Source organism: Variovorax sp. Soil_C_33 (assembly GCF_057656935.1).
Map to the genome: position 1 here is coordinate 152,147 of NZ_JBDGJK010000013.1, position 24,133 is coordinate 176,279.

At 65.7% G+C, this 24,133-nt stretch carries 24 protein-coding genes; 14 read left to right on the plus strand and 10 right to left on the minus strand.

Annotated features, from left to right (window positions below; translation table 11 throughout):
• Positions 1-136: 136 nt before the first annotated feature.
• The gene (locus AC3A6B_RS20495) at positions 137-694 is read left to right on the plus strand and encodes an HNH endonuclease (RefSeq protein ID WP_214697456.1); all 558 of its coding nucleotides are present in this window, start codon (positions 137-139) and stop codon (positions 692-694) included.
• Here AC3A6B_RS20495 and AC3A6B_RS20500 read toward each other — a convergent pair whose 3' ends face one another.
• From AC3A6B_RS20500 to AC3A6B_RS20515, 4 genes are all read right to left on the minus strand, one after another.
• Positions 695-1,477, minus strand: coding sequence for an enoyl-CoA hydratase (locus AC3A6B_RS20500; RefSeq protein ID WP_487838499.1), 783 nt, complete (start codon positions 1,475-1,477; stop codon positions 695-697).
• 10 nt (positions 1,478-1,487) lie between these two features.
• Positions 1,488-2,867: an alpha/beta fold hydrolase gene (locus AC3A6B_RS20505; RefSeq protein ID WP_487838500.1), complete on the minus strand. Its 1,380-nt coding sequence runs from the start codon at positions 2,865-2,867 to the stop codon at positions 1,488-1,490.
• A gap of 85 nt (positions 2,868-2,952) precedes the next feature.
• Positions 2,953-4,068 carry an acyl-CoA dehydrogenase family protein gene (locus AC3A6B_RS20510; RefSeq protein WP_487838501.1) on the minus strand — a complete coding sequence of 372 codons (1,116 nt, stop codon included), beginning with the start codon at positions 4,066-4,068 and terminating at the stop codon, positions 2,953-2,955.
• 24 nt (positions 4,069-4,092) lie between these two features.
• A complete protein-coding gene (locus AC3A6B_RS20515; protein ID WP_487838502.1) occupies positions 4,093-5,274 on the minus strand; it encodes an acyl-CoA dehydrogenase family protein in 1,182 nt (393 codons plus the stop codon).
• A 143-nt stretch (positions 5,275-5,417) separates the two neighbouring features.
• Here AC3A6B_RS20515 and purN point away from each other — a divergent pair, with 143 nt between their 5' ends.
• Together purN and AC3A6B_RS20525 are read left to right on the plus strand one after the other, a co-directional pair.
• On the plus strand, positions 5,418-6,002 hold the full coding sequence (purN, locus tag AC3A6B_RS20520) for a phosphoribosylglycinamide formyltransferase (protein WP_487838503.1): 585 nt from the start codon (positions 5,418-5,420) through the stop codon (positions 6,000-6,002).
• Positions 5,989-6,375 carry an I78 family peptidase inhibitor gene (locus AC3A6B_RS20525; RefSeq protein ID WP_487838504.1) on the plus strand — a complete coding sequence of 129 codons (387 nt, stop codon included), beginning with the start codon at positions 5,989-5,991 and terminating at the stop codon, positions 6,373-6,375. The genes purN and AC3A6B_RS20525 overlap by 14 nt, the downstream gene beginning before the upstream one ends.
• A 13-nt stretch (positions 6,376-6,388) precedes the next feature.
• Here AC3A6B_RS20525 and AC3A6B_RS20530 read toward each other — a convergent pair whose 3' ends face one another.
• The gene (locus tag AC3A6B_RS20530) at positions 6,389-6,625 is read right to left on the minus strand and encodes a DUF1653 domain-containing protein (RefSeq protein ID WP_487838535.1); all 237 of its coding nucleotides are present in this window, start codon (positions 6,623-6,625) and stop codon (positions 6,389-6,391) included.
• 35 nt (positions 6,626-6,660) lie between these two features.
• On the opposite strand from AC3A6B_RS20530, the gene AC3A6B_RS20535 reads away from it, so the two are divergent.
• The 3 genes from AC3A6B_RS20535 to AC3A6B_RS20545 all read left to right on the plus strand — a co-directional run bounded on the left by AC3A6B_RS20535 (position 6,661) and on the right by AC3A6B_RS20545 (position 11,146).
• Positions 6,661-8,517 (plus strand): M48 family metalloprotease, encoded by a 1,857-nt coding sequence (locus AC3A6B_RS20535; RefSeq protein ID WP_487838505.1) that lies wholly within the window; start codon positions 6,661-6,663, stop codon positions 8,515-8,517.
• Positions 8,518-8,529: 12 nt separating this feature from the next.
• Positions 8,530-9,801 (plus strand): RsmB/NOP family class I SAM-dependent RNA methyltransferase, encoded by a 1,272-nt coding sequence (locus tag AC3A6B_RS20540; RefSeq protein ID WP_487838506.1) that lies wholly within the window; start codon positions 8,530-8,532, stop codon positions 9,799-9,801.
• Between the two features lie 130 nt (positions 9,802-9,931).
• Positions 9,932-11,146 carry a DesA family fatty acid desaturase gene (locus AC3A6B_RS20545; RefSeq protein ID WP_487838507.1) on the plus strand — a complete coding sequence of 405 codons (1,215 nt, stop codon included), beginning with the start codon at positions 9,932-9,934 and terminating at the stop codon, positions 11,144-11,146.
• 132 nt (positions 11,147-11,278) lie between these two features.
• Here the strand turns inward: AC3A6B_RS20545 and rpmG are convergent, their stop codons facing one another.
• The 3 genes from rpmG to trxB all read right to left on the minus strand — a co-directional run bounded on the left by rpmG (position 11,279) and on the right by trxB (position 12,835).
• Positions 11,279-11,452, minus strand: a complete 174-nt coding sequence (gene rpmG, locus AC3A6B_RS20550) for a 50S ribosomal protein L33 (protein ID WP_007830291.1) — start codon at positions 11,450-11,452, stop codon at positions 11,279-11,281.
• Between the two features lie 11 nt (positions 11,453-11,463).
• Positions 11,464-11,697 (minus strand): 50S ribosomal protein L28, encoded by a 234-nt coding sequence (gene rpmB / locus AC3A6B_RS20555; RefSeq protein WP_007830293.1) that lies wholly within the window; start codon positions 11,695-11,697, stop codon positions 11,464-11,466.
• Positions 11,698-11,872: 175 nt separating this feature from the next.
• Entirely contained in the window at positions 11,873-12,835 is a 963-nt protein-coding gene (gene trxB, locus AC3A6B_RS20560) for a thioredoxin-disulfide reductase (protein WP_487838508.1), read from the minus strand.
• Between the two features lie 163 nt (positions 12,836-12,998).
• Here trxB and AC3A6B_RS20565 point away from each other — a divergent pair, with 163 nt between their 5' ends.
• The 8 genes from AC3A6B_RS20565 (at position 12,999) to AC3A6B_RS20600 (ending at position 22,040) form a co-directional block, all read left to right on the plus strand.
• Positions 12,999-13,673, plus strand: a complete 675-nt coding sequence (locus AC3A6B_RS20565) for a Crp/Fnr family transcriptional regulator (protein ID WP_093108931.1) — start codon at positions 12,999-13,001, stop codon at positions 13,671-13,673.
• Positions 13,674-13,803: 130 nt separating this feature from the next.
• Entirely contained in the window at positions 13,804-16,182 is a 2,379-nt protein-coding gene (locus tag AC3A6B_RS20570) for a DNA translocase FtsK (RefSeq protein ID WP_487838509.1), read from the plus strand.
• Between the two features lie 20 nt (positions 16,183-16,202).
• On the plus strand, positions 16,203-16,835 hold the full coding sequence (gene lolA, locus AC3A6B_RS20575; protein WP_487838510.1) for an outer membrane lipoprotein periplasmic chaperone LolA: 633 nt from the start codon (positions 16,203-16,205) through the stop codon (positions 16,833-16,835).
• Positions 16,836-16,854: 19 nt separating this feature from the next.
• Positions 16,855-18,147, plus strand: coding sequence for a replication-associated recombination protein A (locus AC3A6B_RS20580; RefSeq protein ID WP_487838511.1), 1,293 nt, complete (start codon positions 16,855-16,857; stop codon positions 18,145-18,147).
• Positions 18,148-18,403: 256 nt separating this feature from the next.
• The gene (locus AC3A6B_RS20585; protein WP_093108928.1) at positions 18,404-19,333 is read left to right on the plus strand and encodes a branched-chain amino acid ABC transporter permease; all 930 of its coding nucleotides are present in this window, start codon (positions 18,404-18,406) and stop codon (positions 19,331-19,333) included.
• 13 nt (positions 19,334-19,346) lie between these two features.
• The gene (locus AC3A6B_RS20590) at positions 19,347-20,534 is read left to right on the plus strand and encodes a branched-chain amino acid ABC transporter permease (RefSeq protein WP_487838512.1); all 1,188 of its coding nucleotides are present in this window, start codon (positions 19,347-19,349) and stop codon (positions 20,532-20,534) included.
• A 17-nt stretch (positions 20,535-20,551) separates the two neighbouring features.
• Positions 20,552-21,322, plus strand: a complete 771-nt coding sequence (locus AC3A6B_RS20595; RefSeq protein ID WP_436312662.1) for an ABC transporter ATP-binding protein — start codon at positions 20,552-20,554, stop codon at positions 21,320-21,322.
• A gap of 1 nt (position 21,323) precedes the next feature.
• Positions 21,324-22,040, plus strand: a complete 717-nt coding sequence (locus tag AC3A6B_RS20600) for an ABC transporter ATP-binding protein (protein WP_487838513.1) — start codon at positions 21,324-21,326, stop codon at positions 22,038-22,040.
• Between the two features lie 2 nt (positions 22,041-22,042).
• Here the strand turns inward: AC3A6B_RS20600 and AC3A6B_RS20605 are convergent, their stop codons facing one another.
• Both AC3A6B_RS20605 and AC3A6B_RS20610 read right to left on the minus strand, forming a co-directional pair.
• Complete coding sequence (locus AC3A6B_RS20605; RefSeq protein WP_487838514.1) at positions 22,043-23,017, minus strand: Bug family tripartite tricarboxylate transporter substrate binding protein; 975 nt, start codon at positions 23,015-23,017, stop codon at positions 22,043-22,045.
• A 35-nt stretch (positions 23,018-23,052) separates the two neighbouring features.
• Positions 23,053-24,117 carry a CDP-6-deoxy-delta-3,4-glucoseen reductase gene (locus AC3A6B_RS20610; RefSeq protein WP_487838515.1) on the minus strand — a complete coding sequence of 355 codons (1,065 nt, stop codon included), beginning with the start codon at positions 24,115-24,117 and terminating at the stop codon, positions 23,053-23,055.
• Positions 24,118-24,133 lie beyond the last annotated feature (16 nt).

Genomic DNA, 24,133 nt, shown 5'->3' on the forward strand with positions numbered 1-24,133 from the left:
GCGCCCGCCGAATGGGCCCATTCGGAGCTTTTTGTCACAAAGCCGGTATATTGTGACGCAGTGCGTCGCGCGCAAGCCCTCCGGCGGGCGCGATGCTTGGTCTTTCCGTGGTTCTTCTTTGCTGAGGAGGCGTGTGGTGAAGGTCTTGAAGCTGTCGGCCCAAGGGCTGCCCCAATCGTGGATTTCGCTGGAACAGGCGGTGATCCACTATGCGGCGGACGAGGTGCGCTGGGAAGTCGGCGCGCAGGTCGCGCTGTTCCGCGGGGGCCACAACGCGGTCACGGGCGAACAATCGCAGATCGCGGTCAACAGCATCATCGGCACCAAGGGCGTGCCGCGCATCAATCCTTTCACGCAGCGCCCGGGCCTCACCAACAGCAAGCTGTTCGCGCGCGACCGCAACGTCTGCGCCTACTGCGGCGGCCACTTCCACGAGGAAGAGCTCACGCGCGAGCACATCATCCCGTTCGCGCAGAACGGCATCGACACCTGGATGAACGTGGTCACGGCCTGCAAGCCCTGCAACCACCGCAAGAGCAGCCGCACGCCGGAGCAGGCCAACATGCCGCTGCTCTACGCGCCCTACGTGCCCAGCCTGTGGGAAGACTTCATCCTGCGCAATCGCCGCATCCTGGCCGACCAGATGGAGTTCCTGATGGCGCACCTGCCGCACAGCTCGCGGCTGCACGGCTAGTCAGCGCCAATCAGGTGTCCGCTTCTCTATGAAGGCCTGCACGCCTTCCTGTGCGCTGTCATCCATCATGTTGCAGGCCATGATCAGGCTCGCATCGGCCAGGGCCGCTTCGATTCCGGTCTCGAGCTGGCGGTAGAACAAGGCTTTGCCCAGGGCTAGCGCCGTTCTCGGCTTGGCGACGATGCGAGCGACCAGCGATTCGAGTTCGGCATCTAGCGCTTCGGGCGCCGCCACGCGGTTGACAAGGCCTTTGGCCATGGCTTCTTCGGCATCGATGAAATCGCCGGTGACCAGCATCTCGAAGGCCGCCTTGCGGCCCAGGTTGCGCGACAGCGTGACGCTGGGCGTCGAGCAGAAGAGGCCGACATTGACGCCGCTCACGGCGAACTTCGCCTCGCTCGACGCCACCGCGAGGTCGCAAACGGCGACCAGCTGGCATCCGGCCGCGGTCGCGATGCCGTGCACGCGCGCGATCACGGGCAGCGGCAGGCGCTGGATGGCCAGCATCATTTCGCCGCATAGGCCGAACAGGTCTTCGTAGTAGCCGAGCGAGGGTTTCGCGCGCATCTGCTTCAAGTCGTGGCCGGCACAAAAAGCCTTGCCGGCACCCGCCAGCACCACGCAGCGGGCCGAGTCATCCGCGGCGACCGCTTCGAATGCACTGGCGAGCGCCGCGAGCATTTCCTCGGACAGCGCATTGAAGGACTGCCGCCGGTTCAGGGTCAGCGTGATCACGCCGCGCGCATCGCGCGAGCGCAGGACGAAGTCGCCTGTTGCGTCCATTGCTTGCTCCTCAATAGGTCAGCTCCAGCACGCTGACGTTGCCCTGGGCCGCAGGCCAGCTCTGGCCAGCCACGCGTTCGCCATTGAACTCGGCCACGACGCTGCGCGGCGCGTCACTTGAAAGCTTGAGCTTCGAGCTCGATACGCCCGCGCCCTGCGGCGACACGCCCGGCAGGGCGGCCTGGCCGTCGAAGCGCATGGTGTCCCGCTGAGCGTCGAAATAGCCGCGCGGCCGCGTGAAGACGACCAGTGCCTTGGCGTCGCGGTCGGCTTCGGCGATGCGCTCGGGCCGCAGCTGCACTACGGCGCTCGAACGCGGGAAGGGGCTGCGGTAGATATGCGTGGTGGCATAGCCCGGCGCGCTCAGCACGAACTCGTAGGCCGTGGCCGGTTGCGCATTGAAGGGGCCCCAGCGGCCGTCCTGCGCGATGGTCTGTTCCCACGCGGCTGCGCCGCGGCGGGCGCCGGTCGCGGCATCGACTGCGAAGACCGCGAGCCGGGCGCCCGCGAGCGGCAGGTTGTTGACGAACGCGCCGCTCGCCGGATTGAGCGGATCGAGCCCCAGGCCCGTGACCTTGCCCGACAGGGTGATCGCCGATTCGGCCACCGGCTGCAGCGTGCGCGGGGCCTCGCCGGTCAGGAAGCGCCAGCCCGCATCGAAGGCGGCCGGCGAGAACGAGGTCTCGCGATGGTCGACGCGCGGCAGCGCGACGTTTGTCGCTCCTTTCAGCGCCGGCCCGTCGAATCCGATGTTGGTGGGCGTGCCTTTGGCGCCGATCCACACGCCGTCGGGCTGCGCGTACTTGTCGTTGTTGTCGGAGCGCACGGTCAGCCACTTCACGCCGGGCGTGACTTCGTCGCCGGCCCCGTTCTTCGGTGCGTTGAGCCGCTGCATGAAGGGGCTCAGGCCGGAAAACTCATTGCCCTCGCGCAGCCCCTTGACGGCCCAGATGCCGTGCGCCGGGTTGCCGCCCAGTACCACGTGGCTCACGACCTGGTCGCCGCCGCCGTTCTGCACGTAGTTGCGGATCGTGTTGCCGCCGCGCGAGTTGCCGATCAGGATGACCTTGCGGGCGCCCGTGGTCTTGAGCACGCGCTCGACCTCCGCTTTCAGGAAGGCCATCGACTCGGCGGTCGAACTGCGCCCCGGCTGCGCCACCGCATCGTCGTCGCGCGCCAGTGGAAAGGGCTGGTCGACGGTGAAGAGCCGTTCGCGCGGCCAGCCGTTCGATTCGAAGCGCCACAGCGTCGTCTGCCACAGTGCGGCGGAGTCGCCGTTGCCGTGCATGAAGACGATCGGCGGCCGCGCGCTGGAAAGAGGCGCGGTGTTGCAGGCGGCGAGCATGGTCGAGGCGAGGCAAAGAGCAATCAGGTGACGGCGAGTGTGCATGGGCAGGCTCCAAGACAAAAGAATGCGCCCGCGAGCGCAGGGCTGGCGGGCGCGTGCTATCGGGAAAAGATAGCAGCGTCGTGTGTCACGCGAAGACGCCGGCGCTGTCCTGCATGCGCGACGATACCTCGCCCAGGTGGTGCAGCGTATCGCCGAAGCTCATCTCGAGCTGCGTCAGCTTGCGGAAGTAGTGGCTCCCGATGTACTCGTCGGTCACGCCGATGCCGCCGTGCAGTTGCACCGACTGCTGGCCGATGAAGCGCATCGACACGCCCAGCTGGTACTTGGCGCGCGCGGCGGCCTGGCGGCGCTCGGCGGCCGGTGCGTTGAGTTTCAGGGTGGCGTAGTAGCTCATGGAGCGCGCGAGTTCGAGCTGCATCTTCATGTCGGCCACGCGGTGGCGCAGGGCCTGGAAGCTCGCGATCGCCACGCCGAACTGCTTGCGCGTGTTCATGTACTCGACCGTGAGCGCGAGCGTCTTGTCCATCACGCCCACGGCTTCGGCGCAGGCCGCGGCGATGCCGATGTCGACCGCGTGCTCGAGTGCGGGCAGGCCGTCCTTCGTGATCAGAACGGCGGCGGCCTGGTCGAACACGACTTCGGCGGCGCGGCTGCCGTCCTGCGTGCCATAGCCGCGTGCGGCCACGCCGTCTTCGGAGCGCGGGACGAGGAAGAGGGCGATCTTGCCGTCCAGTTGCGCGGGCACGATGAAGGCATCGGCCTCGTCGCCGGCCGGCACCAAGCTCTTGCTGCCGGTGAGGCGATAGCCGTTGCCGTCCCTGACTGCCTTGGCCTCGCAGACGTCGAGCCTATAGCGCGCCTTGCGCTCCTGATGCGCCAGAACGACCAGAGCCTGCCCGCCCGCGATGCGCGGCAGCCAGCTGTCCTTGGTGTCCTCGTCGGCATGGCCGGCGAGCACGGCGCCGGCGATGAAGGACTGGGCCAGCGGCTCCAGCACGATGCCGCGGCCCAGTTCCTCCATCACGACCATGCCTTCGACCGCTCCCATGCCGAGGCCGCCCTCGTCTTCGGGAATGTAGAGGCCGCCCAGGCCCAGTTCGGCCAGCTCGTCCCAGGCTTCGCGCGAGAAGCCGCCGGCGGCTTCGATGCCGCGGCGGCGCTCGAACCCGTAGCCCTTTTCGACCCACTTGGCGACGGCGTCGCGAAGCTGTTGCTGGTCATCGCTGAAATTGAAGTCCATTGTCTTGATCCTTGATGCCTGCGTTCAGCCCAAAACGGTCTGCGCGACGATGTTGCGTTGCACCTCGTTGCTGCCGCCGTAGATGGTGGTCTTGCGCATGTTGAAGTAGGTCGTCGCGAGCGGCGCCACTTCGGCGTGGCCGCCGGGGAAGTCGCCCTGCCAGCCGGCGGCCATCGCTTCGCGGATCAGCGGCAGCGCGAAGGGGCCGCCCGCCAGCATCATGAGTTCGGAATAGCGCTGCTGGATCTCGCTGCCCTTGATCTTGAGCAGGCCCGCGATATCGAGGGAGTTCTTGCCCGAGGTGGCGGCCGAGAGCACGCGCAGCACCAGCATCTCGAGCGCGATCACGTCGACTTCGAGCTTGGCGATCTCGTCACGGAAGCGCTGGTCTTCCCAGACGCCCTCGCGCTTCGCAATGCGCTTCAGGCGCTCCAGCTCGCGCTTGGCGCGGTTCGCATCGGCGATGTTGGTGCGCTCGTGCGAGAGCAGGTGCTTGGCGTAGGTCCAGCCCTTGTTCTCTTCGCCGATCAGGTTCTCGGCCGGCACCTCGACGTTGTCGAACCAGACCTCGTTGACCTCATGGCTGCCGTCGAGCAGCTTGATCGGCCGCACCGTGACGCCGGGCGATTTCATGTCGATCAGCAGGAAGCTGATGCCGGTCTGCGGCTTGCCTTCGTTGCTGGTGCGCACCAGGCAGAAGATCCACTCGCCGTACTGGCCGAGCGTGGTCCAGGTCTTCTGGCCGTTGACGATGTACTTGTCGCCCTTTCGTTCGGCCTTGGTCTTCACCGAAGCGAGATCGGAGCCCGAGCCGGGCTCGCTGTAGCCCTGGCTCCACCAGACCTCGCCGCTCGCGATGCCGGGCAGGAAGCGCTTCTGCTGCTCGGCATTGCCGAAGGCCTGAATCACCGGCGCCACCATGACCGGACCGAAGGGGACGATGCGCGGCGCGCCGGCCAGCGCGGTTTCTTCCTCGAACAGGTGCTTCTGGATCGCGGTCCAGCCCGGCCCGCCGAATTCGGTCGGCCAGCCGTAGCCCAGCCAGCCCTTCTTGCCAAGGATCTTGGCCCAGCGCTGCAGATCGTCGCGCGTGAGTTCCAGTGCGTTGTGCACCTTGTGGGATATCTCTTGGGGAAGGTTGTCTTTGACCCAGGCGCGAATCTCTTCGCGGAACTTCTGTTCTTCGGGCGTGAAGCTCAAATCCATGCTTGCCTCGCTGTGTTGATCGAGCGCCGCAGGGGCGGCGCGTCCGTCGGACCGAATAGTTTTAGCACGGTCGTGCTAGTTCGCGGTGTCCGCGCGGCGACAAATGGGATCGGTGGAAACGAGCACAGATAATCCCGCCTCCCATGAAGAACATCGTGATCCTGATCTCCGGCAGCGGCTCCAATATGGCGGCTATCGTGCACGCCGCCGCGCGCGAGCGCTGGGCGCAGCGCTTCGGTGCGCGCGTCGCTGCGGTCATCAGCAACAAGGCGGGGGTGCCGGGTCTCGCTTTGGCGCAGGCGCAGGGCATCGCGACCGCGGTGATCCCGCACCAGGACTTCGCCACCCGCGAGGCCTTCGATGCGGCGCTGGCCGATGCCGTCGATGCGCATGCGCCGGCGCTGGTGGTGCTTGCGGGATTCATGCGCATTCTCACGCCGGGCTTCGTGGCGCGCTATGAAGGACGGCTGCTCAACATCCATCCTTCGCTGCTGCCGGCCTTTCCAGGCCTGCACACCCATCGGCGCGCGATCGAGGCGGGTTGCCGGGTGGCAGGGGTGACGGTGCACCAGGTGACTGTCGAACTCGACCATGGGCCGATCCTCGCGCAGGCGGTCGTGCCGGTCCTGCCGGACGACACGCCCGAGACGCTTTCAGCGCGCGTGCTGGCGCAGGAACATAGGGTTTACCCGCAGGCTATCGCGGACTGGCTTGATGAAACAAAATGACACAATCTGGTTTTCCCCGCCTGGAGAGTCGTTTGTGAGAAGCCGTCACCTGTTGCTGTCCGCGCTGGCTGTCGCCGCGCTGTTGTCCGGTTGTGCTGCTTCTGCACCGGCTTCCGCTCCGGCGCCTGCGCCCGCACCGGTGGCTGCCGCCCAGGCGCCCGCGCCGCAAGCGCAATGCAACGCCGACGGCGCCAAGTTCGCGATCGGCCAATCCGCATCGGCGGAACTCGAGGCTTCGGCCCGCGTTCGTGCCGGTGCGGAGAGCGTGCGCACCCTCAAGCCCAACCAGGTGGTCACGATGGAATTCAGCGGTGGCCGGCTCAATCTCGTCGTCGATGCGCGCAACCGTGTGACGGCCGTGCGTTGCGGCTGAACGTTCCGGCCTTCTAGTCGAGCCTGACGAAACGCGACCGTGGCAAGCCGTCGATCTCCACGGTCTCGCCGAACATCGCCGCCGGGCGTACCCACAGCCCGCGCGCGCCGTAGAGCGCTCGATACAGCGTCATCGGCTCCAGCGTCTCGCTGTGGCGCACGGTGCCGAGCACTTCGTATTCGCCGCCCTTGTAGTGGCGATAGCGGCCGGGCGGTGTTTCGATCAGGGGTGGCAGGTCGTCGTCGTTCACGTTGGCGGTTTTCTTCAAAAGATTGAAAGGTCGAGATGGATCGTGCCGATTTTGTTCATCTCGTCCGACTGAGCGAACACGCCAGCGCCGACGACAGCAGCGGCTATCGGCGTGGTGTCGCCGCTTTCGCCGCATTGGGTTATCTGTGGGTGATCGCGTGCCTGGCGCTCGCGGTCGGCATCATCGCCTGGGTCGTTGCGTCGATGGGGCAGGGGCGCTTCAATTTCACGCGCGGCTGGCTTCTGCTCTTCGCGCTCGGCCTGCTGTGGGCCACGCTGCGTGCGCTGTGGGTGCGCTTCGACGAGCCCGAGGGCGTGCAGCTTGCGCGCGAGGATGCGCCGGCGCTTTTCGAGGCGCTCGACCGTATCCGACAAAAGATCGATGGTCCGCCGGTCCATCACGTCTACCTCGACAGCGAGTTCAACGCCAGCATCCGCCAGCTGCCGCGCTTCGGTCTCTTCGGGGGTGCGGTCAACTACCTGAGCGTCGGATTGCCGCTCCTGATGGCGCTGGACAAGCGGCGCCTGCTGTCGGTGCTGGCGCACGAGTACGGCCACCTGCGCGGGAACCACGGCAAGCTGAGCGCCTGGATCTACCGTACGCGCTTGTCCTGGCTCAAGCTCGATGCCAGCCTGCAGAACGACGAGGGCGTGATGGCGCTTGCCTCGCAGGCCTTTTTTCGCTGGTACTTCCCGCGCTTCGCTGCCAAGACCTTTGCGCTGGCGCGGCAGGACGAGTACGAAGCCGACCGCATCTCGGCTCGCCTGCTCGGCCCCGGTGTGGCCGCTGCCGCATTGACCGAGATAGCCGTCAAGAGCACCTGGTATGCGGATGCCTTCTGGTCCGGGCACTGGGCGCGCGCTGCCCAGGAGCCGTTGCCGGCCGGGCCCTTCTCCGCGATGGAAGCGCAGCTGTGCGCGCCCGTCGCTCCCGATCTGGCACGCGAAGCGCTGCGCGGCGCATTGCGGCGCGTGAGCGATGTCGATGACACGCATCCGGTGCTGCGCGACCGGCTCGAAGCGCTCGATGAGAAGGCCGCGTTGCCGGCCTGGTCGGCGAAGTCGGCCCTCGAGCTGCTGGCCGACAAGACGAAATGGATCGCGCACTTCGATGGCGAATGGCGCCGCACGCATGCGAGCGACTGGAAGCTGCATCACGCCTACCTCGCGCGGGTGCGGGAACGTGTCGTCGCGCTGGCGGCCAGCAGGGGACGCAACAATGCCGACGAGATGGTCGAGTGGGCCGATTGCGAGCGCCGCATCAACGCCGCCGCCGATGTGCGCGGCCGCTACGAGCGCGCCTTGCAGATCACGCCCGACCATCCGGGCGCGCTGCGCGGCCTGGCGCAGACGCTTCCGCCCAAGGATCGCGCGGCGCGCCTCGAAGTGCTGGAGCGGCTGCATGCGTCGAGCACCGCGAGCCGCTGGTGGGCCGCCAAGACCGCCGTCGCCGCGCTCGAGGATCCCGAGGCCGGGCCGCACGACGAGCCCGCGCTCAAGCTGTGGCGCGAACGGGCCAGGGCGGCAGAGGCGGCCGAGCAGCGCGCCTGGGAGGAGATCACCAGCACGCCCTTCTTCAGCCAGATCGCGCGCCATGACCTGAGCGAGTTCGAGCTCGGCGAATTGCGGGCCGACCTGGTGCGCTGCAGCCCGATCTCGCGGGCCTGGCTTGTGCGCAAGAACTTGCGCGAATTCCCCTGGCGTCGCGCCTACGTTCTGTTCGTCGAGCTGCCGGGGCTGCCCGACGAGGAGCGCTGGGGCTTGTGCCGCCAGCTCGAGCAGGCCTTGAACCTGCCTGGTGCCGTGCTGGTGCTGTGGGCCGGCCATTCGCCCACTCTCGCGGAGATCGAGCGGCAGGCCTTCGGGCCGGTCTGGACGCGCACGGCCGGCTGAGACAATGGGGGCATGCACCCCAAAGCCCTTCTCGAGGCCTGCGCCGACCTGGTCGGCCTCGTCCTGAAATTCGATCATCCTGCCGATCAGGTCGTTTCCCGCTTCTTTCGTGAGCACCGTGAGTTCGGACCGCGCGAGCGCGCCACGCTGGCCGAGACGGTCTACACCGTGTTGCGCAAGAAGCTGCTGTTCGATCATCTGTCGCCCTCCGGCAGCGGGCCGAAGGAACGGCGCATGGCCATCCTCGGATTCCATGGCCCGCGCGATTTTCTGAAGAGCGCACTCAACGACACGGAGAAGCGCTGGCTCGACAACTGCGATGCCGTCAAGCCCGACGACCTGCTGGAGCGCCACCGGCATAACCTGCCCGAATGGCTGGTGGCACCGCTCAAGGCGCAGCTCGGTGCCGAATTCTGGCGGCTGGCGGAAAGCCTGCAGCAGCCGGCGCCGCTCGATCTGCGGGTCAACACACTCACCGACAAGCGCCCCGACGTGCAGAAAGAGCTTGCGCTGGCTGCCATCAAGGCGGTCGCGACGCCGTTTTCGCCCTGGGGCCTGCGCGTCGACGGCAAGCCGGCGCTCGCCAAGCTCGATGCATTCGCGCGCGGCGCGGTCGAGGTGCAGGACGAGGGCTCCCAGCTGCTGGCGCTTCTGCTCGATGCCAAGCGCGGCGAGATGGTGGTGGACTTCTGCGCCGGCGCGGGCGGCAAGACGCTCGCCATCGGGGCCACGATGCGCAACACCGGCCGGCTCTACGCCTTCGACACCTCGGCGCACCGGCTCGATGCGCTCAAACCGCGCCTGGCACGCAGCAAGCTCTCGAACGTGCATCCCGCCGCCATCGCCCACGAGCGCGACGAGCGCATCAAGCGCTTGGCCGGCAAGATCGACCGGGTGCTGGTCGATGCGCCCTGCTCGGGCCTGGGCACGCTGCGGCGCAATCCGGACCTCAAGTGGCGCCAGTCGCCGAAGTCGGTCGAGGAGTTGACCGCGAAACAGGCGGCAATCCTGCAAAGCGCGGCGCGGCTCGTGAAATCGGGGGGGCGCCTCGTCTACGCCACCTGCAGCGTGCTGCCGGAGGAGAACGAGGCCATCGCCGAGGCCTTCGGTGCCGCCAACCCCGAATTCGAGCCGCAGGACGCCGTGGACCTGTTGAACGGGCTCAAGGTCGCCGGCGCCGAGGGCCTGGCCGCCGGCGGGGAAGGCGGCAAGCGCTATCTGCGTCTTTGGCCGCACCGTCATGCTACCGATGGCTTCTTTGCCGCGGTCTGGAACCGGAAGTAGGCAGGAAGACCCAAAGAAGACAGATAACTCGCGATGGATCAAGGATTTAGCCCCCTTTTCAGGGCCGAAGCCTTAAAATCACGGGTTACCTGAAGGCTGCACCTTCGTGCGCCATGGAGTACTGAACTCAATGTTGCTTCCTGACTCTGCCGTTCTGAGCGCGGCCATCGACTGGCTCGGACACGGCTTGTGGGATCTCACGTGGTGGCAGGTCGTGCTGTACACGCTGTTCACCACGCACATCACGATCGCGGCGGTCACGATCTTCCTGCACCGCACGCAGACGCACCGGGCCATGGATCTGGGCCCGATTCCTTCGCATTTCTTCCGTTTCTGGCTCTGGCTGGGGACCGGCATGGTGACCAAGGAGTGGGTTGCGATTCACCGCAAGCACCATGCGAAGTGCGAAACCGAAGAAGACCCGCACAGCCCGCAGGTCCGCGGCATCGACGAAGTGCTGTGGCGCGGCGCCGAGCTCTACCGTGCCGAATCGAAGAACAAGGAGACGATGGAGCGCTACGGCCATGGGACGCCGGACGACTGGCTCGAGCGCAACCTCTATTCGCGCTACAGCTGGCAGGGCGTGGGCCTGATGCTGGTGATCAACCTGGCGCTCTTCGGCGCGCTCGGCATGGCGGTGTGGGCGGTCCAGATGCTCTGGATCCCGATCACCGCGGCCGGCGTCATCAACGGCATCGGCCATTACTGGGGCTACCGCAACTTCGAGGCGCCCGACGCCAGCCGCAACATCATGCCCTGGGGCTTGATCATCGGCGGCGAAGAACTGCACAACAACCACCACACTTATCCGACCTCGGCGAAGTTTTCCGTCAAGAAATACGAGTTCGACATCGGCTGGGTCTATATCCGAATGATGCAGAAGCTCGGTTGGGCCAAGGTCAAGAAGGTGCCCCCCAAGATGCAACTGGGCGACATCCGGCCGGTAGCCGACCAGAAGACTCTCGAGGCCGTTATCGCCAATCGGTACGAAGTGATGGCCGGCTATGCGCGCGAAATGCGTCGCGCGACCAAGGCAGAGCTGGCATCGATGAAGGCGAAGGGTGCCGACCTGTCGGTGCTGAAGGCAGCCAAGCGCTGGCTGCACCGCGACGACGACAAGGTGCCGGCGGCGGCGCGCTTGAATCTCGTGCAGGCGCGTGCTGCGCACCCGGTGCTCGACAAGATGGTGACGATGCGCGAAGAACTTCGCCAGCTGTGGCTCAACACCTCGCAGTCGCGCGAACAACTGGCCGCCGATCTGGCCGCCTGGTGCCATCGTGCGGAAGCCAGCGGCATCGCAGGGTTGCGTGAGTTCTCGACCCGCCTGCGCGCGGCGCGTGCCTGAGGCGGCGTTCTCCGCACCTCGATCAAAGCCGGCCTGCGGGCCGGCTTTTTCTTGAAGTCTGCTGTTTGGTGAAACGCAGACAACAAAAAACCCGCTGGATCGCAGCGGGGTTTTTTGTTTGAACCAGCCGAATTACTTCAGCTTGATTTCCTTGTACTCGACGTGCTTGCGCGCCTTCGGGTCGAACTTCATGATCGACATCTTTTCAGGCATCGTCTTCTTGTTCTTGCTGGTCGTGTAGAAATGGCCGGTACCCGCGGTGGATTCCAGCTTGATCTTTTCGCGTCCGCCTTTGCTCGTTGCCATGATTCAGCTCCTTAAGCTTGGCCGCGTGCACGCAGGTCTGCGAGCACGGCGTCGATGCCGTTCTTGTCGATCAGGCGCAGAGCGGCGCTCGAAACACGCAGGCGTACCCAGCGATTTTCGGTCTCGACCCAGAAACGGCGGTATTGCAGGTTCGGCAGGAACCGGCGCTTGGTTTTGTTGTTGGCGTGGGAAACATTGTTTCCGACCATCGGGCCTTTGCCCGTAACGTCGCATACGCGTGCCATGTGGACACTCTTTCTTGAACAGCTGGCACCGGGCGCAAGGTGATTGCGGGGTGGGTTGCAGCTTGACCTCGCCATAAACGGGTGGCGGTAGCCCGGCTTGCCGTGAGTTTCCGGCCCCAAGAAGAGGCCGAATTCGGCAAAGCCTTGGATTATAGCCTCATGGCCGGCGAACGGCTCAAAGCGTGCCGTCCTGCTCCAGGAAGCGCTGCGCATCGAGCGCTGCCATGCAGCCGGTGCCGGCGCTGGTGATGGCCTGGCGGTACACGTGGTCCTGCACGTCGCCGGCCGCGAAAACGCCGGGAACGCTGGTCATGGTCGCAAAGCCCTGAAGGCCCGCGCGGGTGAGGATGTAGCCGTCCTTCATCTCGACCTGACCCTGGAAGATGTCCGTGTTCGGGTGGTGGCCGATGGCGATGAAGCAGCCCTTGAGGTCGATCTGCTCGGTCGCGCCGGTCTGTGTGTTCTTGAGGCGGATGCCGGTCACACCGGTGTCGTCGCCCAACACCTCGTCCAGCGTGTTGTGCACCTTGAGCTCGATCTTGCCTTCGGCCGCCTTTTCGTGGAGCTTGTCGATCAGGATCGGCTCGGCGCGGAACTTGTCGCGGCGATGCACCAGCGTGACCTTCTTGGCGATGTTCGACAGGTAGAGCGCCTCTTCGACCGCGGTATTGCCGCCGCCGACCACGCAGACTTCCTGGTCGCGGTAGAAGAAGCCGTCGCAGGTCGCGCAGCCCGAGACGCCGCGGCCCATGAAGTGCTGCTCGGAGTCGAGCCCGAGGTACTTGGCCGAAGCGCCCGTGGCGATCACGAGCGCATCGCAGGTGTAGGTGCCGCTGTCGCCGGTCAGGGTGAAGGGGCGCTTGCCCAGGTCGACCTTGTTGATGTGGTCGAACACGATTTCCGTCTTGAAGCGTTCGGCATGCTCCAGGAAGCGCTGCATGAGGTCGGGGCCTTGCACGCCATGCACATCGGCCGGCCAGTTGTCGACGTCGGTGGTCGTCATCAGCTGGCCGCCCTGGGCGATGCCGGTGATCAACATGGGCTGGAGATTGGCGCGGGCCGCGTAGACCGCGGCGGTATAACCGGCCGGGCCGGAGCCGAGAATGAGAACCTTCGCGTGGCGTGGGGAGGACGACATGAGTAGAAAACCTAGGATTGACGCTGCATCAGCGTGTACATTTTCAGGGTGATAGATATGGAGTATCACCGTTCGGTTCAAGACCGGGCGTGGGCTGTTTTCAATGCGTGCGATTGTATTAATGCATGGGCTTCTCAATCGCGCGGAATTCGGGGATTGATGAATGTCGATGCTGTCCAATCTTGAATTGCTCCGCCGCGTACCTTTGTTCGCTGCGCTGACGCCAACACAGTCTGCGAGCATTGCCGACGCGATCATCAAGAAGCGCTTCAAGCGGGCCGAGGCGGTGGTCGAACAAGGGAAGAAGTCGGACGCGCTCTACATCATCCTGACCGGCCGCGCCCGGGTCATGAGCACGGACAGCCGCGGTCGCGAAGTCATCCTCGCGACGTTGCATCCCGGCGACTACATCGGCGAGATGAGCATGATCGACGACGAGCCGCATTCCGCCACCGTGCGCACTGAGGTCCAGACCGATGTGCTGATGCTCGGCCGCGAAGCCTTTGCACGTTGCCTGCCCGAGAACTCCTCGATGTCCTACAACATCATGCGGGGCCTGGTTGCGCGGCTGCGTCACGCGGACCGCAAGATCGAATCGCTCGCGCTGATGGACGTCTACGGCCGTGTGGCGCGTTCGCTGCTCGAGTTCGCGGTCGACGACGGCGCGGGCAATCTCAAGGTGCGCGACAAGATCTCGCGTCAGGACCTGGCCAAGATGGTCGGCGCTTCACGCGAAATGGTGAGCCGGGTCATGAAGGACCTCGAAGAGCGCGGCTTCGTCCAGACGCAGCCCGACGGCTCAATGATCGTCAAGGAACGGCTCTCATCGCTCGCCTGACCCTTCGGCCGGCAGCGCCGCAGCGCGCTGGCCCCTGCATCGCCGGCCCTGACAACGCGGCCGCGACCGTTTTCGTTGTAGTTTCTGCAAGCCTTCTGCCCGTTCCTGCGGGCCGGCGGCCTTGTCTGCCATGACCTATTCGCTCAATACCCTTCAATCGTCCTCATCGGCCGAATCGCAGCCGGTGCGCTTGCGCGCCATGCGCTTCGCGCACGAGATCACGCTGATCGCCGGCTTCGTCGTGCTGCTGTACTGGCTGCTCGCCATGTTGAGCTTCACGCCCTCGGATGCCGCCTGGTCCACCTCGGGCACCGGCGGGGAGATCAAGAACTGGGGCGGCCGTATCGGCGCCTGGCTGGCCGACGCCAGCTATTTCCTGGCCGGTTACTCGGTCTGGTGGTGCCTGGCGGCCGGCTTGCGCGTGTGGTTGTCTTCTCTGGCCGGCTGGTTGCGCGGCGGAGAGCCGACGCCCGCCGATCAGCCGCCGCGGGGTCGCTTCAACCGCAGCCGCCTGGCATTCTGGTTCGGCCTGCTGCTGCTGCTGTGCGCCAGCGCGATGCTCGAATGGTCCCGCCTCTATCGACTGGAGTTCCACCTCCCCGGGCACGGCGGCGGCGTGCTCGGCTATCTGGTCGGGCCGCTCGGCGTGAAGTGGATGGGCTTCACCGGTTCGGCGCTGATCGCCATTGCTGCCGGCGTGATCGGCTCGGCGCTGGTATTCCGTTTCTCGTGGAGTCATATCGCCGAGCGCATCGGTTCTCGTCTCTACTCGCTGTTCGAGTTGCGCCGGGAAAAACGCGAGATCGCCGAAGACATCGCGATGGGGAAGAGAGCGGTGCGCGAGCGCGAGGAACTGGCGGAGCAGGGCGGCGAGCTCGAATCGGCCGACGAGGACCTGCGTATCGTGCCGCGCCCCAAGCGCCGCGCGCCCTCCCCGCCGGTGCAGATCGAACCCGCGATGACCGAAGTGCCGCGCAGCGACCGCGTGGCCAAGGAACGTCAGAAGCCCTTGTTCCGCGAACTGCCCGACAGCAAGTTGCCGCAGGTCGACCTGCTCGACTCGGCGCAGGCGCGCCAGGAAACCGTCTCCGCCGACACGCTCGAGATGACCTCGCGCCTGATCGAAAAGAAGCTCAAGGACTTCGGCGTCGAGGTGCGTGTGGTGCTGGCTTCGCCGGGCCCGGTGATCACTCGCTATGAGATCGAGCCGGCCACCGGCGTCAAGGGCTCGCAGATCGTCAACCTCGCGAAGGACCTGGCGCGCTCGCTGTCGCTGGTGTCGATCCGCGTGGTCGAGACCATTCCGGGCAAGAACTACATGGCGCTCGAACTGCCCAACGCCAAGCGGCAGTCGATCAAGCTCAGCGAGATCCTCGGCTCGCAGGTCTACAACGAAGGCAAGTCGATGCTCACCATGGGCCTCGGCAAGGACATCGTCGGCAACCCGGTGGTGGCCGATCTCGCGAAGATGCCGCACGTGCTGGTGGCCGGCACCACCGGCTCCGGCAAGTCGGTCGGCATCAACGCGATGATCCTGAGCCTGCTCTACAAGGCCGAGGCGCGCGACGTGCGCTTGCTGATGATCGACCCGAAGATGCTCGAAATGTCGGTTTATGAAGGCATCCCGCACCTGCTGGCGCCCGTGGTCACCGACATGCGGCAAGCAGCGCACGGCCTCAACTGGTGCGTGGCCGAGATGGAACGCCGCTACAAGCTCATGAGCAAGCTGGGCGTGCGCAATCTGGCCGGCTACAACACCAAGATCGACGAGGCCAAGGCGCGCGAGGAGTTCATCTACAACCCCTTCAGCCTCACGCCCGACAGCCCCGAGCCGCTTGCGCGCGAGCCGCACATCGTGGTCGTGATCGACGAGTTGGCCGACCTGATGATGGTGGTCGGCAAGAAGATCGAGGAACTGATCGCCCGCCTGGCGCAGAAGGCGCGCGCCGCCGGCATCCACCTGATCCTTGCCACGCAGCGGCCCAGCGTCGACGTGATCACCGGGCTCATCAAGGCCAACATCCCCACCCGCATCGCCTTCCAGGTGTCGAGCAAGATCGACTCGCGCACCATCCTCGACCAGATGGGCGCCGAGGCCCTGCTCGGCATGGGCGACATGCTCTACATGCCGAGCGGCACCGGCCTGCCGGTGCGCGTGCACGGCGCCTTCGTGAGCGACGAAGAAGTGCACCGTGTCGTCGCTTACCTCAAGTCACAAGGGGAACCGGACTACATCGAAGGGGTGCTCGAAGGTGGAACCGTCGACGGCGAAGGCGATCTACTGGGTGAAGGTGGCGGCGATGGCGGCGAGAAGGACCCGATGTACGACCAGGCGGTCGAAGTGGTGCTCAAGAACCGCAAGGCCAGCATTTCGCTGGTACAGCGCCACCTGAAGATCGGCTACAACCGCGCCGCGCGGCTGGTCGAGGACATGGAAAACGCCGGGCTGGTAAGCGCCATGAGTGGCAGCGGCCAGCGCGAAATTCTGGTGCCGGCACGCACCGAATGATGATGGGATCAGGGATGTCGATGAAGAAGTTGCTCGTTGGATTCGGGTTGGCTGTCGCCGCAGCCGGCGTCTGGGCCGGCGGTATGGAAAGCCTCGAAGCCTTCGTGAAGAACGTCAAGTCGGGCCGCGCCGAATTCACGCAGACCGTCACGGCGCCAGCCAAAGATGGGCAGGCTGCGCGCGCCAAGGTGTCGAGCGGCACCTTCGAATTCCAGCGTCCCGGCAAGTTCAAGTTCGACTACAAGAAGCCTTTCGCGCAAAGCATCGTGGCCGATGGCGAGACGCTTTGGCTCTATGACACCGATCTGAACCAGGTCACGCAGCGCAAGCAGTCGCAGGCGCTCGGCTCGACGCCGGCCGCGCTGATTGCCGCTGCGCCCGATTTGCGCGCGCTGCAAGCCGATTTCGCGCTCGAGGCAGCCCCCGAGCGCGATGGGCTGCAATGGATCAAGGCCAGTCCCAAGAACAAGGAGGGGCAATTGCAGAACGTCCAGGTGGGCTTTCAGGGCGATGCGCTGGCGGCGCTCGAGATCCTCGACAGCTTCGGCCAGCGCTCGGTGTTGAAGTTCAGCAAGGTCGAGGTGAATCCTGCGTTGCCTGCAGCCACCTTCCAGTTCAAGGCCCCGGCCGGCGCCGACGTGATCAGGCAATAGCGCCGGGCGGCGGGCTTCCATGGCCACCTCCTCCCACCAGCCCCTGGCCGAACGCCTGCGACCCAAGACCCTGGGCGAGGTCATCGGCCAGCAGCACCTGCTCGGCCCCGGCATGCCGTTGCGCATCGCCTTCGAGTCGGGCCAGCCGCACTCCTGCATCCTCTGGGGACCGCCGGGCACCGGCAAGACGACCATTGCGCGGCTTATGGCCGACGCCTTCGATGCGCAGTTCCTCAGCATCAGCGCGGTGCTCGGCGGCGTGAAGGACATCCGCGATGCGGTCGAGCGCGCGACGCTGGCGCGCGACGGGCTCGAGCAGCGCCGCACCATCGTCTTCGTCGATGAAGTCCACCGCTTCAACAAGAGCCAGCAGGACGCCTTCCTGCCGCATGTGGAGTCGGGCCTGTTCACCTTCATCGGCGCGACCACCGAGAACCCGTCCTTCGAGGTGAACTCTGCGCTGCTGTCGCGTGCTGCGGTGTACGTGCTGCAGCCGCTCGGCGAAGACGATCTCCGGCAGATCGTGACCCGGGCGCAGGACATCCAGGCGGTGCCCGCCATCGAAGCGAAGGCCATCGACCGGCTCGTGGCCTATGCCGACGGTGATGCGAGGCGCCTGCTCAACACGCTCGAAACACTCTCGGTCGCAGCCGGCGCCGAGAAGCTCGACGACATCACCGACGAATGGCTGTTGCGCGTGCTGGGCGAGCGCATGCGCCGTTACGACAAGGGCGGCGAGCAGTTCTACGACACCATCTCGGCGCTGCACAAGTCGGTGCGCGGCAGCGACCCCGACGCCTCGCTCTACTGGTTCGTGCGCATGCTCGACGGCGGCGCCGATCCGCGCTACATGGCGCGCCGGCTGGTACGCATGGCGAGCGAAGACATCGGGCTGGCCGACCCGCGCGCGCTGCGGCTGGCGCTCGACGCCGCCGAGGTCTATGAGCGGCTCGGCTCGCCCGAAGGCGAGCTGGCGCTGGCCGAATGCGTGGTCTACCTTGCGATCGCGCCGAAGTCGAACGCGGTCTACCAGGCCTACAACGAGGTCCGCGCCCTCATCAAGGCCGACGGCACGCGCCCGGTGCCGATGCATCTGCGCAACGCGCCGACGCGGCTCATGAAAGAACTCGACTACGGCAAGGGCTATCGCTACGCGCACGACGAGGAGGGCGGCTTCGCGGCCGGCGAGCGCTATCTGCCCGATGGCCTCGATCCGCCGCGCTTCTACCGGCCCGTCGAGCGCGGCCTCGAGATCCGCATCGCGGAGAAACTGCGCGAACTGCGCAAGCGAAACGACGACGCGGCCGGTTGATACGGCAAGGTACGCAGCGCCGTCGAGCCGGTACTCCCTTGCATCGCCAAAGCCCGTTCGGCCCGCGCCAGCGGGAAAACCCCCGTCGGATACGCACCGAAATGGCGATCCGGCATGACTACAATCCCGGCCACAAACCCGCCGTCGACACATGCTGGCGGGTTTTTTGCTAAGGGAAACCAGGGTGCCCAACCGGCGTGCCTGGTCAGTCGGGCGCTCCCCAAGGGCGTCACCATTAGAAAAAGGGAACCTCCTTATGGACATCTTGCTGCAACAGATCATCAACGGTCTGGTACTCGGCAGCATGTACGCCTTGATAGCCTTGGGCTACACCATGGTGTACGGCATCATCAACCTCATCAATTTCGCGCACGGTGAAGTGCTCATGGTCGGCGCCTTGACCAGCTGGACCATCATCGGACTCATGCAGGAATCGATGCCCGGCACGCCGGGATGGATCATCCTCATCATTGCGTTGATCATTGCCTGCGTGGTCGCCGCCACGCTCAACTTCGTCATCGAGAAAGTGGCCTACCGGCCATTGCGCAACAGTCCGAAGCTCGCACCGCTGATCACTGCCATCGGCATGTCGATCCTCTTGCAGACGCTGGCAATGATCATCTGGAAGCCGACCAATAAGGCGTATCCCAATCTGCTGTCCACCACGCCGATCCATGTCGGCGGCGCCGTGATCTCGCCCACGCAGGTCATGATCCTGAGCGTCACCGCCTTCTGCCTGGTGGTGCTGATGTGGCTGGTCAACTACACCAAGCTCGGCCGCGCGATGCGCGCCACCGCCGAGAACCCGCGCGTCGCCGCGCTGATGGGCATCCGGCCCGACATGGTGATCTCGGCCACCTTCATCATCGGCGCGGTGCTCGCCGCCGTCGCCGGCGTGATGTATGCGTCCAACTACGGCATCGCACAGCATGCGATGGGCTTCATCCCCGGCCTGAAGGCCTTCACGGCGGCGGTGTTCGGCGGCATCGGCAACCTCGCGGGCGCGGTGGTCGGCGGCATCCTGCTCGGGCTCATCGAAGCCATCGGTTCGGGCTACATCGGTGCGCTCACCGGCGACGTGCTCGGCAGCCACTACAGCGACATCTTCGCGTTCATCGTGCTGATCATCATGCTCACGCTCAGGCCCTCGGGCCTGCTCGGCGAGCGTGTGGCGGACCGGGCTTGAAGGAGGGACAGCCATGAAAAACGGCAAGAACATCGTCTACTTCCTGATCGCGGCCGTCGCCCTGCTGGTGCTGCCGCTGCTGCTGCAAAGCCAGGGCAATGCGTGGGTGCGCATCGCCGACATCGCATTGCTCTACGTGCTGCTGGCCCTCGGCCTCAATATCGTCGTCGGCTACGCCGGCCTGCTCGACCTGGGCTACGTGGCCTTCTTCGCGATCGGCGCCTACCTGTTCGCGCTGCTCGGCTCGCCGCACCTGACCGACACCTTTCCGGCCATCAAGGCCATGTTCCCCAACGGACTGCACAGTTCGCTGCTGCTCGTGATACCCCTGGCGCTCGGGCTGGCCGCCTTCTTCGGCGTGGTGCTCGGCGCGCCCACGCTGAAGCTGCGCGGCGACTACCTGGCGATCGTGACGCTCGGCTTCGGCGAAATCATCCGCGTGTTCCTCAACAACCTGGATCATCCGGTCAACATCACGAATGGTCCGAAGGGCATCACGGCGATCGACCCGATCCACTTCTGGGGCCTCAACCTGGGCCGGCCGCTCAAGATCGGCGACTACGCGATCTCGTCGGTCACGCTGTACTACTACCTGTTCCTGGCGCTCGTGATCTTCACGATTATCATTTCGCATCGGCTGCAGATCTCGCGCATCGGCCGGGCCTGGATGGCCATCCGCGAAGACGAAATCGCAGCCAAGGCCATGGGCATCAACACCCGCAACATGAAGTTGCTGGCCTTCGGCATGGGCGCGAGCTTCGGCGGCGTATCCGGCGCGATGTTCGCGGCTTTCCAGGGATTCGTGTCCCCCGAGTCCTTCGCCCTGAACGAGTCGGTGATGATCGTCGCGATGGTGGTGCTGGGCGGCATCGGCCACTTGCCGGGCGTGATCCTCGGTGCGGTGCTCCTGGCCGCACTGCCCGAAGTGCTGCGCTACGTGGCCGGGCCGCTGCAGGCCATGACCGACGGGCGTCTCGACGCCTCGATCCTGCGCCAGCTGTTCATCGCGCTGGCGATGATCATCATCATGCTGGTGCGCCCGCGCGGCCTGTGGCCTTCGCCGGAGCACGGTAAGTCGCTGACGCGCAAGGGCGCGACGCCCCCAGCCGCATCCGGCATGCCGGCTGCCGCGCCGGGCGTCGACACCCCGGCCGACGAGGTTCCTGGCGCCGCATCGCGTCCCATGTCGATCAATCCGTGAGCCAGGAGAGCACGACAATGACTGACACCGTCCTCAATGTTCAGGGCATTTCCAAGCGTTTCGGCGGCCTGCAGGCCCTGTCCGATGTCGGCATCAAGATCACGCGCGGCCAGGTCTATGGACTGATTGGCCCCAACGGCGCTGGCAAGACCACCTTCTTCAACGTCATCACGGGCCTGTACTCGCCCGACAGCGGGACTTTCGAACTGGCCGGCAAGCCTTATCAGCCGACGGCGGTGCACGAGGTCGCCAAGGCCGGCATCGCGCGGACCTTCCAGAACATCCGGCTCTTCGCGGAAATGACCGCGCTCGAGAACGTGATGGTGGGCCGCCACATCCGCACGCATTCGGGCGTGATGGGCGCCATCTTCCGAACGGGCGGCTTCAAGGCCGAGGAAGCGGCGATCGCCGAGCGTGCCCACCAGCTGCTCGACTATGTGGGCATCGGCAAGTTCGCCGACTACAAGGCGCGCACGCTGAGCTACGGCGACCAGCGCCGGCTCGAGATCGCCCGCGCGCTGGCGACCGACCCGCAGCTGATCGCGCTCGACGAGCCCGCTGCCGGCATGAACGCCACCGAGAAGGTGCTGCTGCGCGAACTGATCGACCGCATCCGCAAGGACGACCGCACCATCCTCCTGATCGAGCACGACGTGAAGCTCGTGATGGGCCTGTGCGACCGGGTGACGGTGCTCGACTACGGCAAGCAGATCGCCGAAGGCACGCCCGCGGACGTGCAGCGCAACGAAAAAGTGATCGAGGCCTACCTCGGCACGGGAGGACACTGAAATGGCACAGACACTTCTGAAAGTGAGCGGCCTGAAGGTCGCGTACGGCGGCATCCAGGCCGTGAAGGGCATCGATTTCGAGGTGCGCGAAGGCGAGCTGGTCTCGCTGATCGGCTCCAACGGCGCCGGCAAGACGACCACCATGAAGGCCATCACCGGCACGCTGCCGTATGGCGGCGGTGACATCGAATTCCTCGGCAAGAGCATCAAGGGCCGCGGCGCCTGGGACCTGGTGGGCGAAGGGCTGGTCATGGTGCCCGAGGGGCGCGGCGTGTTCACGCGCATGACAATCACCGAGAACCTGCAGATCGGCGCCTACATCCGCAAGGACAAGGTCGAGATCCAGAAGGACATGGACCGCGTCTTCGCGACCTTCCCGCGGCTGAAGGAGCGCGCCACGCAGCTCGCCGGCACCATGTCCGGCGGCGAGCAGCAGATGCTCGCGATGGGCCGCGCGCTGATGGCGCGTCCCAAGGTGCTGTTGCTCGACGAGCCGTCGATGGGCCTGTCGCCGATCATGGTCGACAAGATCTTCGAGGTGGTGAAGCAGGTCTACGACCAGGGCGTCACCGTGCTGCTGGTCGAGCAGAACGCGAGCCGCGCGCTCGGGCTGGCCGATCGCGGCTACGTGATGGAGTCGGGCCTCATCACCATGAGCGGGGATGCCAAGGTCATGCTGAGCGACCCGAAGGTTCGGGCAGCGTACCTCGGCGAATAGCGCTAGTCGACCTTCGCGCCGGTTGCCTTGACGACGCGCTCGTATTTCGCGAGCTCGCTCTTCATGAAGGCGCCGAACTCCTCCGGCGTGTTGGCGACCGGCTCGGCCAGCAGCGACGCGAAGCGGGTTTTCGTCTCCGGCGTGTTGAGCGCAGCGACGAAGGCCTGATTCAGCTTGGCCACCACGTCGGCCGGCGTGCCGGCCGGTGCCACCAGGCCCCACCAGGTGTCGATAGCGAAGCCCTTGAGCGTGGCGGCCACCGTCGGCACCTCGGGCAGCGCGCTGCTGCGCTGGGCCGTCGTCACCGCGATCGCCTTGAGCTTGCCTGATCGGATGTTCGGCGCCGCGGTCGCGAGGTTGTCGAAGTTGAAATCGACCTGTCCCGACAGCAGCGCGAGCTGCGCCGGGTTGCCGCCGTTGTAGGGGATGTGCACGGCGAAGATGCCGGCTTCCTTCTTGAACATCTCGCCGGCGAGGTGGCCCGCGCTGCCGTTGCCGCCACTGCCGTAGTTGAGCTTGGCCGGATTCGCCTTCGCGTACGCGATCAAGTCGGCCAGCGTATTGATCTTCAGGCGCTGTGCGGTCTCGGCATTCATCACCAGCACGTTGGGCACGCGGACCATCTGCGTGATCGGCGCGAAGTCTGAGGCCGCGTTGAAGGGCATCTTGCCGTAGAGCCACGGATTGACCGCGTGGGTCGCGGTCGCGGCGATGCCGATGGTGAGGCCGTCGGGCGCTGCCTTGGCCACCGCGTCAGCGCCGATGTTGCCGCCGGCGCCGGGCTTGTTGTCGATGATGACAGTGCCCAGCGAGTCCTTGACTCTTTCGGCCAGGACCCGGGCCGTGACGTCGATCGGGCCGCCGGCGGCGTACGGGACGACGAGCCGGATCGTGCGTTGCTGCTGGGCTGCGGCTTGCGCGGCGGCGAAAAGGGTGGCGGTGGAAACGAGGGTGAGAAGAAAGTGTCTGGCGTTCATGCCGCCGATTGTGCTTGCGTGTCGCGCTTCGCAGCCTAAGGCAAAGCCTTATCCGCCTCCGTTGTGAACGCGTCGGCAAAGAACTCGTCCTCGGGCAAGCCGCGCTCGGCCACATAGTCCCGCTTGGCCGAGTCGACCACGATCGGCGCTCCGCAGGCATACACCTGGTAGCCCGAGAGATCGGCGAAATCCTCCATCACCGCGCGATGCACGAAGCCGGTCCGCCCGCGCCAGTTGTCTTCCGGCACCGCATTCGAGATCACCGGTACGTAACGCAGGTTCGGCATCTGCTCCAGCTGCAAGCGCACCCAGTCGTCCATGTAGAGGTCCTCCGGCCGCCGGCCGCCCCAGTACAGCGTCGCGGGTCGATCGATGGCTTTGAACTTCATGTGTTCGAGCAGCGCCTTGATCGGTGCGAAGCCGGTGCCCGAGGCGAGCAGCACCATCGGCTTGTCCGAGTCTTCGCGCAGGAAGAAGCTGCCGTACGGTCCCTCGATGCGCAGAATCTCTTTTTCCTTCATCGCACCGAACACATGGTCGGTGAACTTGCCGCCCGGCAGATGCCGGATATGCAGCTCGATGCCGGTGCCCGGCTCACCCAGTGTGTGCGGCGCGTTGGCCATCGAGTAGCTGCGTCGCGTGCCGTCGCGCAGGATGAATTCGATGTACTGCCCGGCATGGAACTGCAGCGGTTCGCCGGCCGGCAGTTGCAGGCGCAGCATCACGACGTCATGCGATTTCTTCGACAGCGCGAGCACTCGCGCCGGCATCTTGCGGATCGGGAAGGCATTGGCATCGGTCACCTGGCGCGATTCGAGCACCACGTCGCTCTGCGCGTGCGCACAGCAGGTCAGCACGTAACCGGCCAGCTCTTCATCGGCGCTGAGCGCCTTGCTCTGGTGCAGGCCCAGCCTGACCTCGCCCGAGAGCTTCCTGCATTTGCACGAGCCGCATGCGCCGTCCTTGCAGCCATAGGGCAGCCCGATGCCCTGGCGAATGCCGGCCGCAAGGATGGTTTCATCGGCATGCGCGGTGAAATGACGACCACTCGGCTCTACCGTGATGTGAAAACCCGCCTCGTTCGGCGCTGCACTGGTCATGGGTATTCTTCGACTC

Excerpts from the sequence above, each read along its gene's own strand:
- AC3A6B_RS20595 (WP_436312662.1), top strand. The coding sequence starts at position 20,552 with ATGACTGACACCGTCCTCAATGTTCAGGGCATTTCCAAGCGTTTCGGC.
- rpmG (WP_007830291.1), bottom strand. The coding sequence starts at position 11,452 with ATGGCAACGAGCAAAGGCGGACGCGAAAAGATCAAGCTGGAATCCACC.
- AC3A6B_RS20500 (WP_487838499.1), bottom strand. The coding sequence starts at position 1,477 with ATGGACGCAACAGGCGACTTCGTCCTGCGCTCGCGCGATGCGCGCGGC.
- AC3A6B_RS20610 (WP_487838515.1), bottom strand. The coding sequence starts at position 24,117 with ATGACCAGTGCAGCGCCGAACGAGGCGGGTTTTCACATCACGGTAGAG.
- AC3A6B_RS20590 (WP_487838512.1), top strand. The coding sequence starts at position 19,347 with ATGAAAAACGGCAAGAACATCGTCTACTTCCTGATCGCGGCCGTCGCC.
- AC3A6B_RS20565 (WP_093108931.1), top strand. The coding sequence starts at position 12,999 with ATGTCGATGCTGTCCAATCTTGAATTGCTCCGCCGCGTACCTTTGTTC.
- AC3A6B_RS20585 (WP_093108928.1), top strand. The coding sequence starts at position 18,404 with ATGGACATCTTGCTGCAACAGATCATCAACGGTCTGGTACTCGGCAGC.
- rpmB (WP_007830293.1), bottom strand. The coding sequence starts at position 11,697 with ATGGCACGCGTATGCGACGTTACGGGCAAAGGCCCGATGGTCGGAAAC.
- AC3A6B_RS20605 (WP_487838514.1), bottom strand. The coding sequence starts at position 23,017 with ATGAACGCCAGACACTTTCTTCTCACCCTCGTTTCCACCGCCACCCTT.
- AC3A6B_RS20525 (WP_487838504.1), top strand. The coding sequence starts at position 5,989 with ATGAAACAAAATGACACAATCTGGTTTTCCCCGCCTGGAGAGTCGTTT.
- trxB (WP_487838508.1), bottom strand. The coding sequence starts at position 12,835 with ATGTCGTCCTCCCCACGCCACGCGAAGGTTCTCATTCTCGGCTCCGGC.
- AC3A6B_RS20600 (WP_487838513.1), top strand. The coding sequence starts at position 21,324 with ATGGCACAGACACTTCTGAAAGTGAGCGGCCTGAAGGTCGCGTACGGC.
- AC3A6B_RS20510 (WP_487838501.1), bottom strand. The coding sequence starts at position 4,068 with ATGGACTTCAATTTCAGCGATGACCAGCAACAGCTTCGCGACGCCGTC.
- AC3A6B_RS20545 (WP_487838507.1), top strand. The coding sequence starts at position 9,932 with ATGTTGCTTCCTGACTCTGCCGTTCTGAGCGCGGCCATCGACTGGCTC.
- AC3A6B_RS20535 (WP_487838505.1), top strand. The coding sequence starts at position 6,661 with ATGGATCGTGCCGATTTTGTTCATCTCGTCCGACTGAGCGAACACGCC.
- purN (WP_487838503.1), top strand. The coding sequence starts at position 5,418 with ATGAAGAACATCGTGATCCTGATCTCCGGCAGCGGCTCCAATATGGCG.
- AC3A6B_RS20570 (WP_487838509.1), top strand. The coding sequence starts at position 13,804 with ATGACCTATTCGCTCAATACCCTTCAATCGTCCTCATCGGCCGAATCG.
- AC3A6B_RS20540 (WP_487838506.1), top strand. The coding sequence starts at position 8,530 with ATGCACCCCAAAGCCCTTCTCGAGGCCTGCGCCGACCTGGTCGGCCTC.
- lolA (WP_487838510.1), top strand. The coding sequence starts at position 16,203 with ATGAAGAAGTTGCTCGTTGGATTCGGGTTGGCTGTCGCCGCAGCCGGC.
- AC3A6B_RS20505 (WP_487838500.1), bottom strand. The coding sequence starts at position 2,867 with ATGCACACTCGCCGTCACCTGATTGCTCTTTGCCTCGCCTCGACCATG.
- AC3A6B_RS20515 (WP_487838502.1), bottom strand. The coding sequence starts at position 5,274 with ATGGATTTGAGCTTCACGCCCGAAGAACAGAAGTTCCGCGAAGAGATT.
- AC3A6B_RS20580 (WP_487838511.1), top strand. The coding sequence starts at position 16,855 with ATGGCCACCTCCTCCCACCAGCCCCTGGCCGAACGCCTGCGACCCAAG.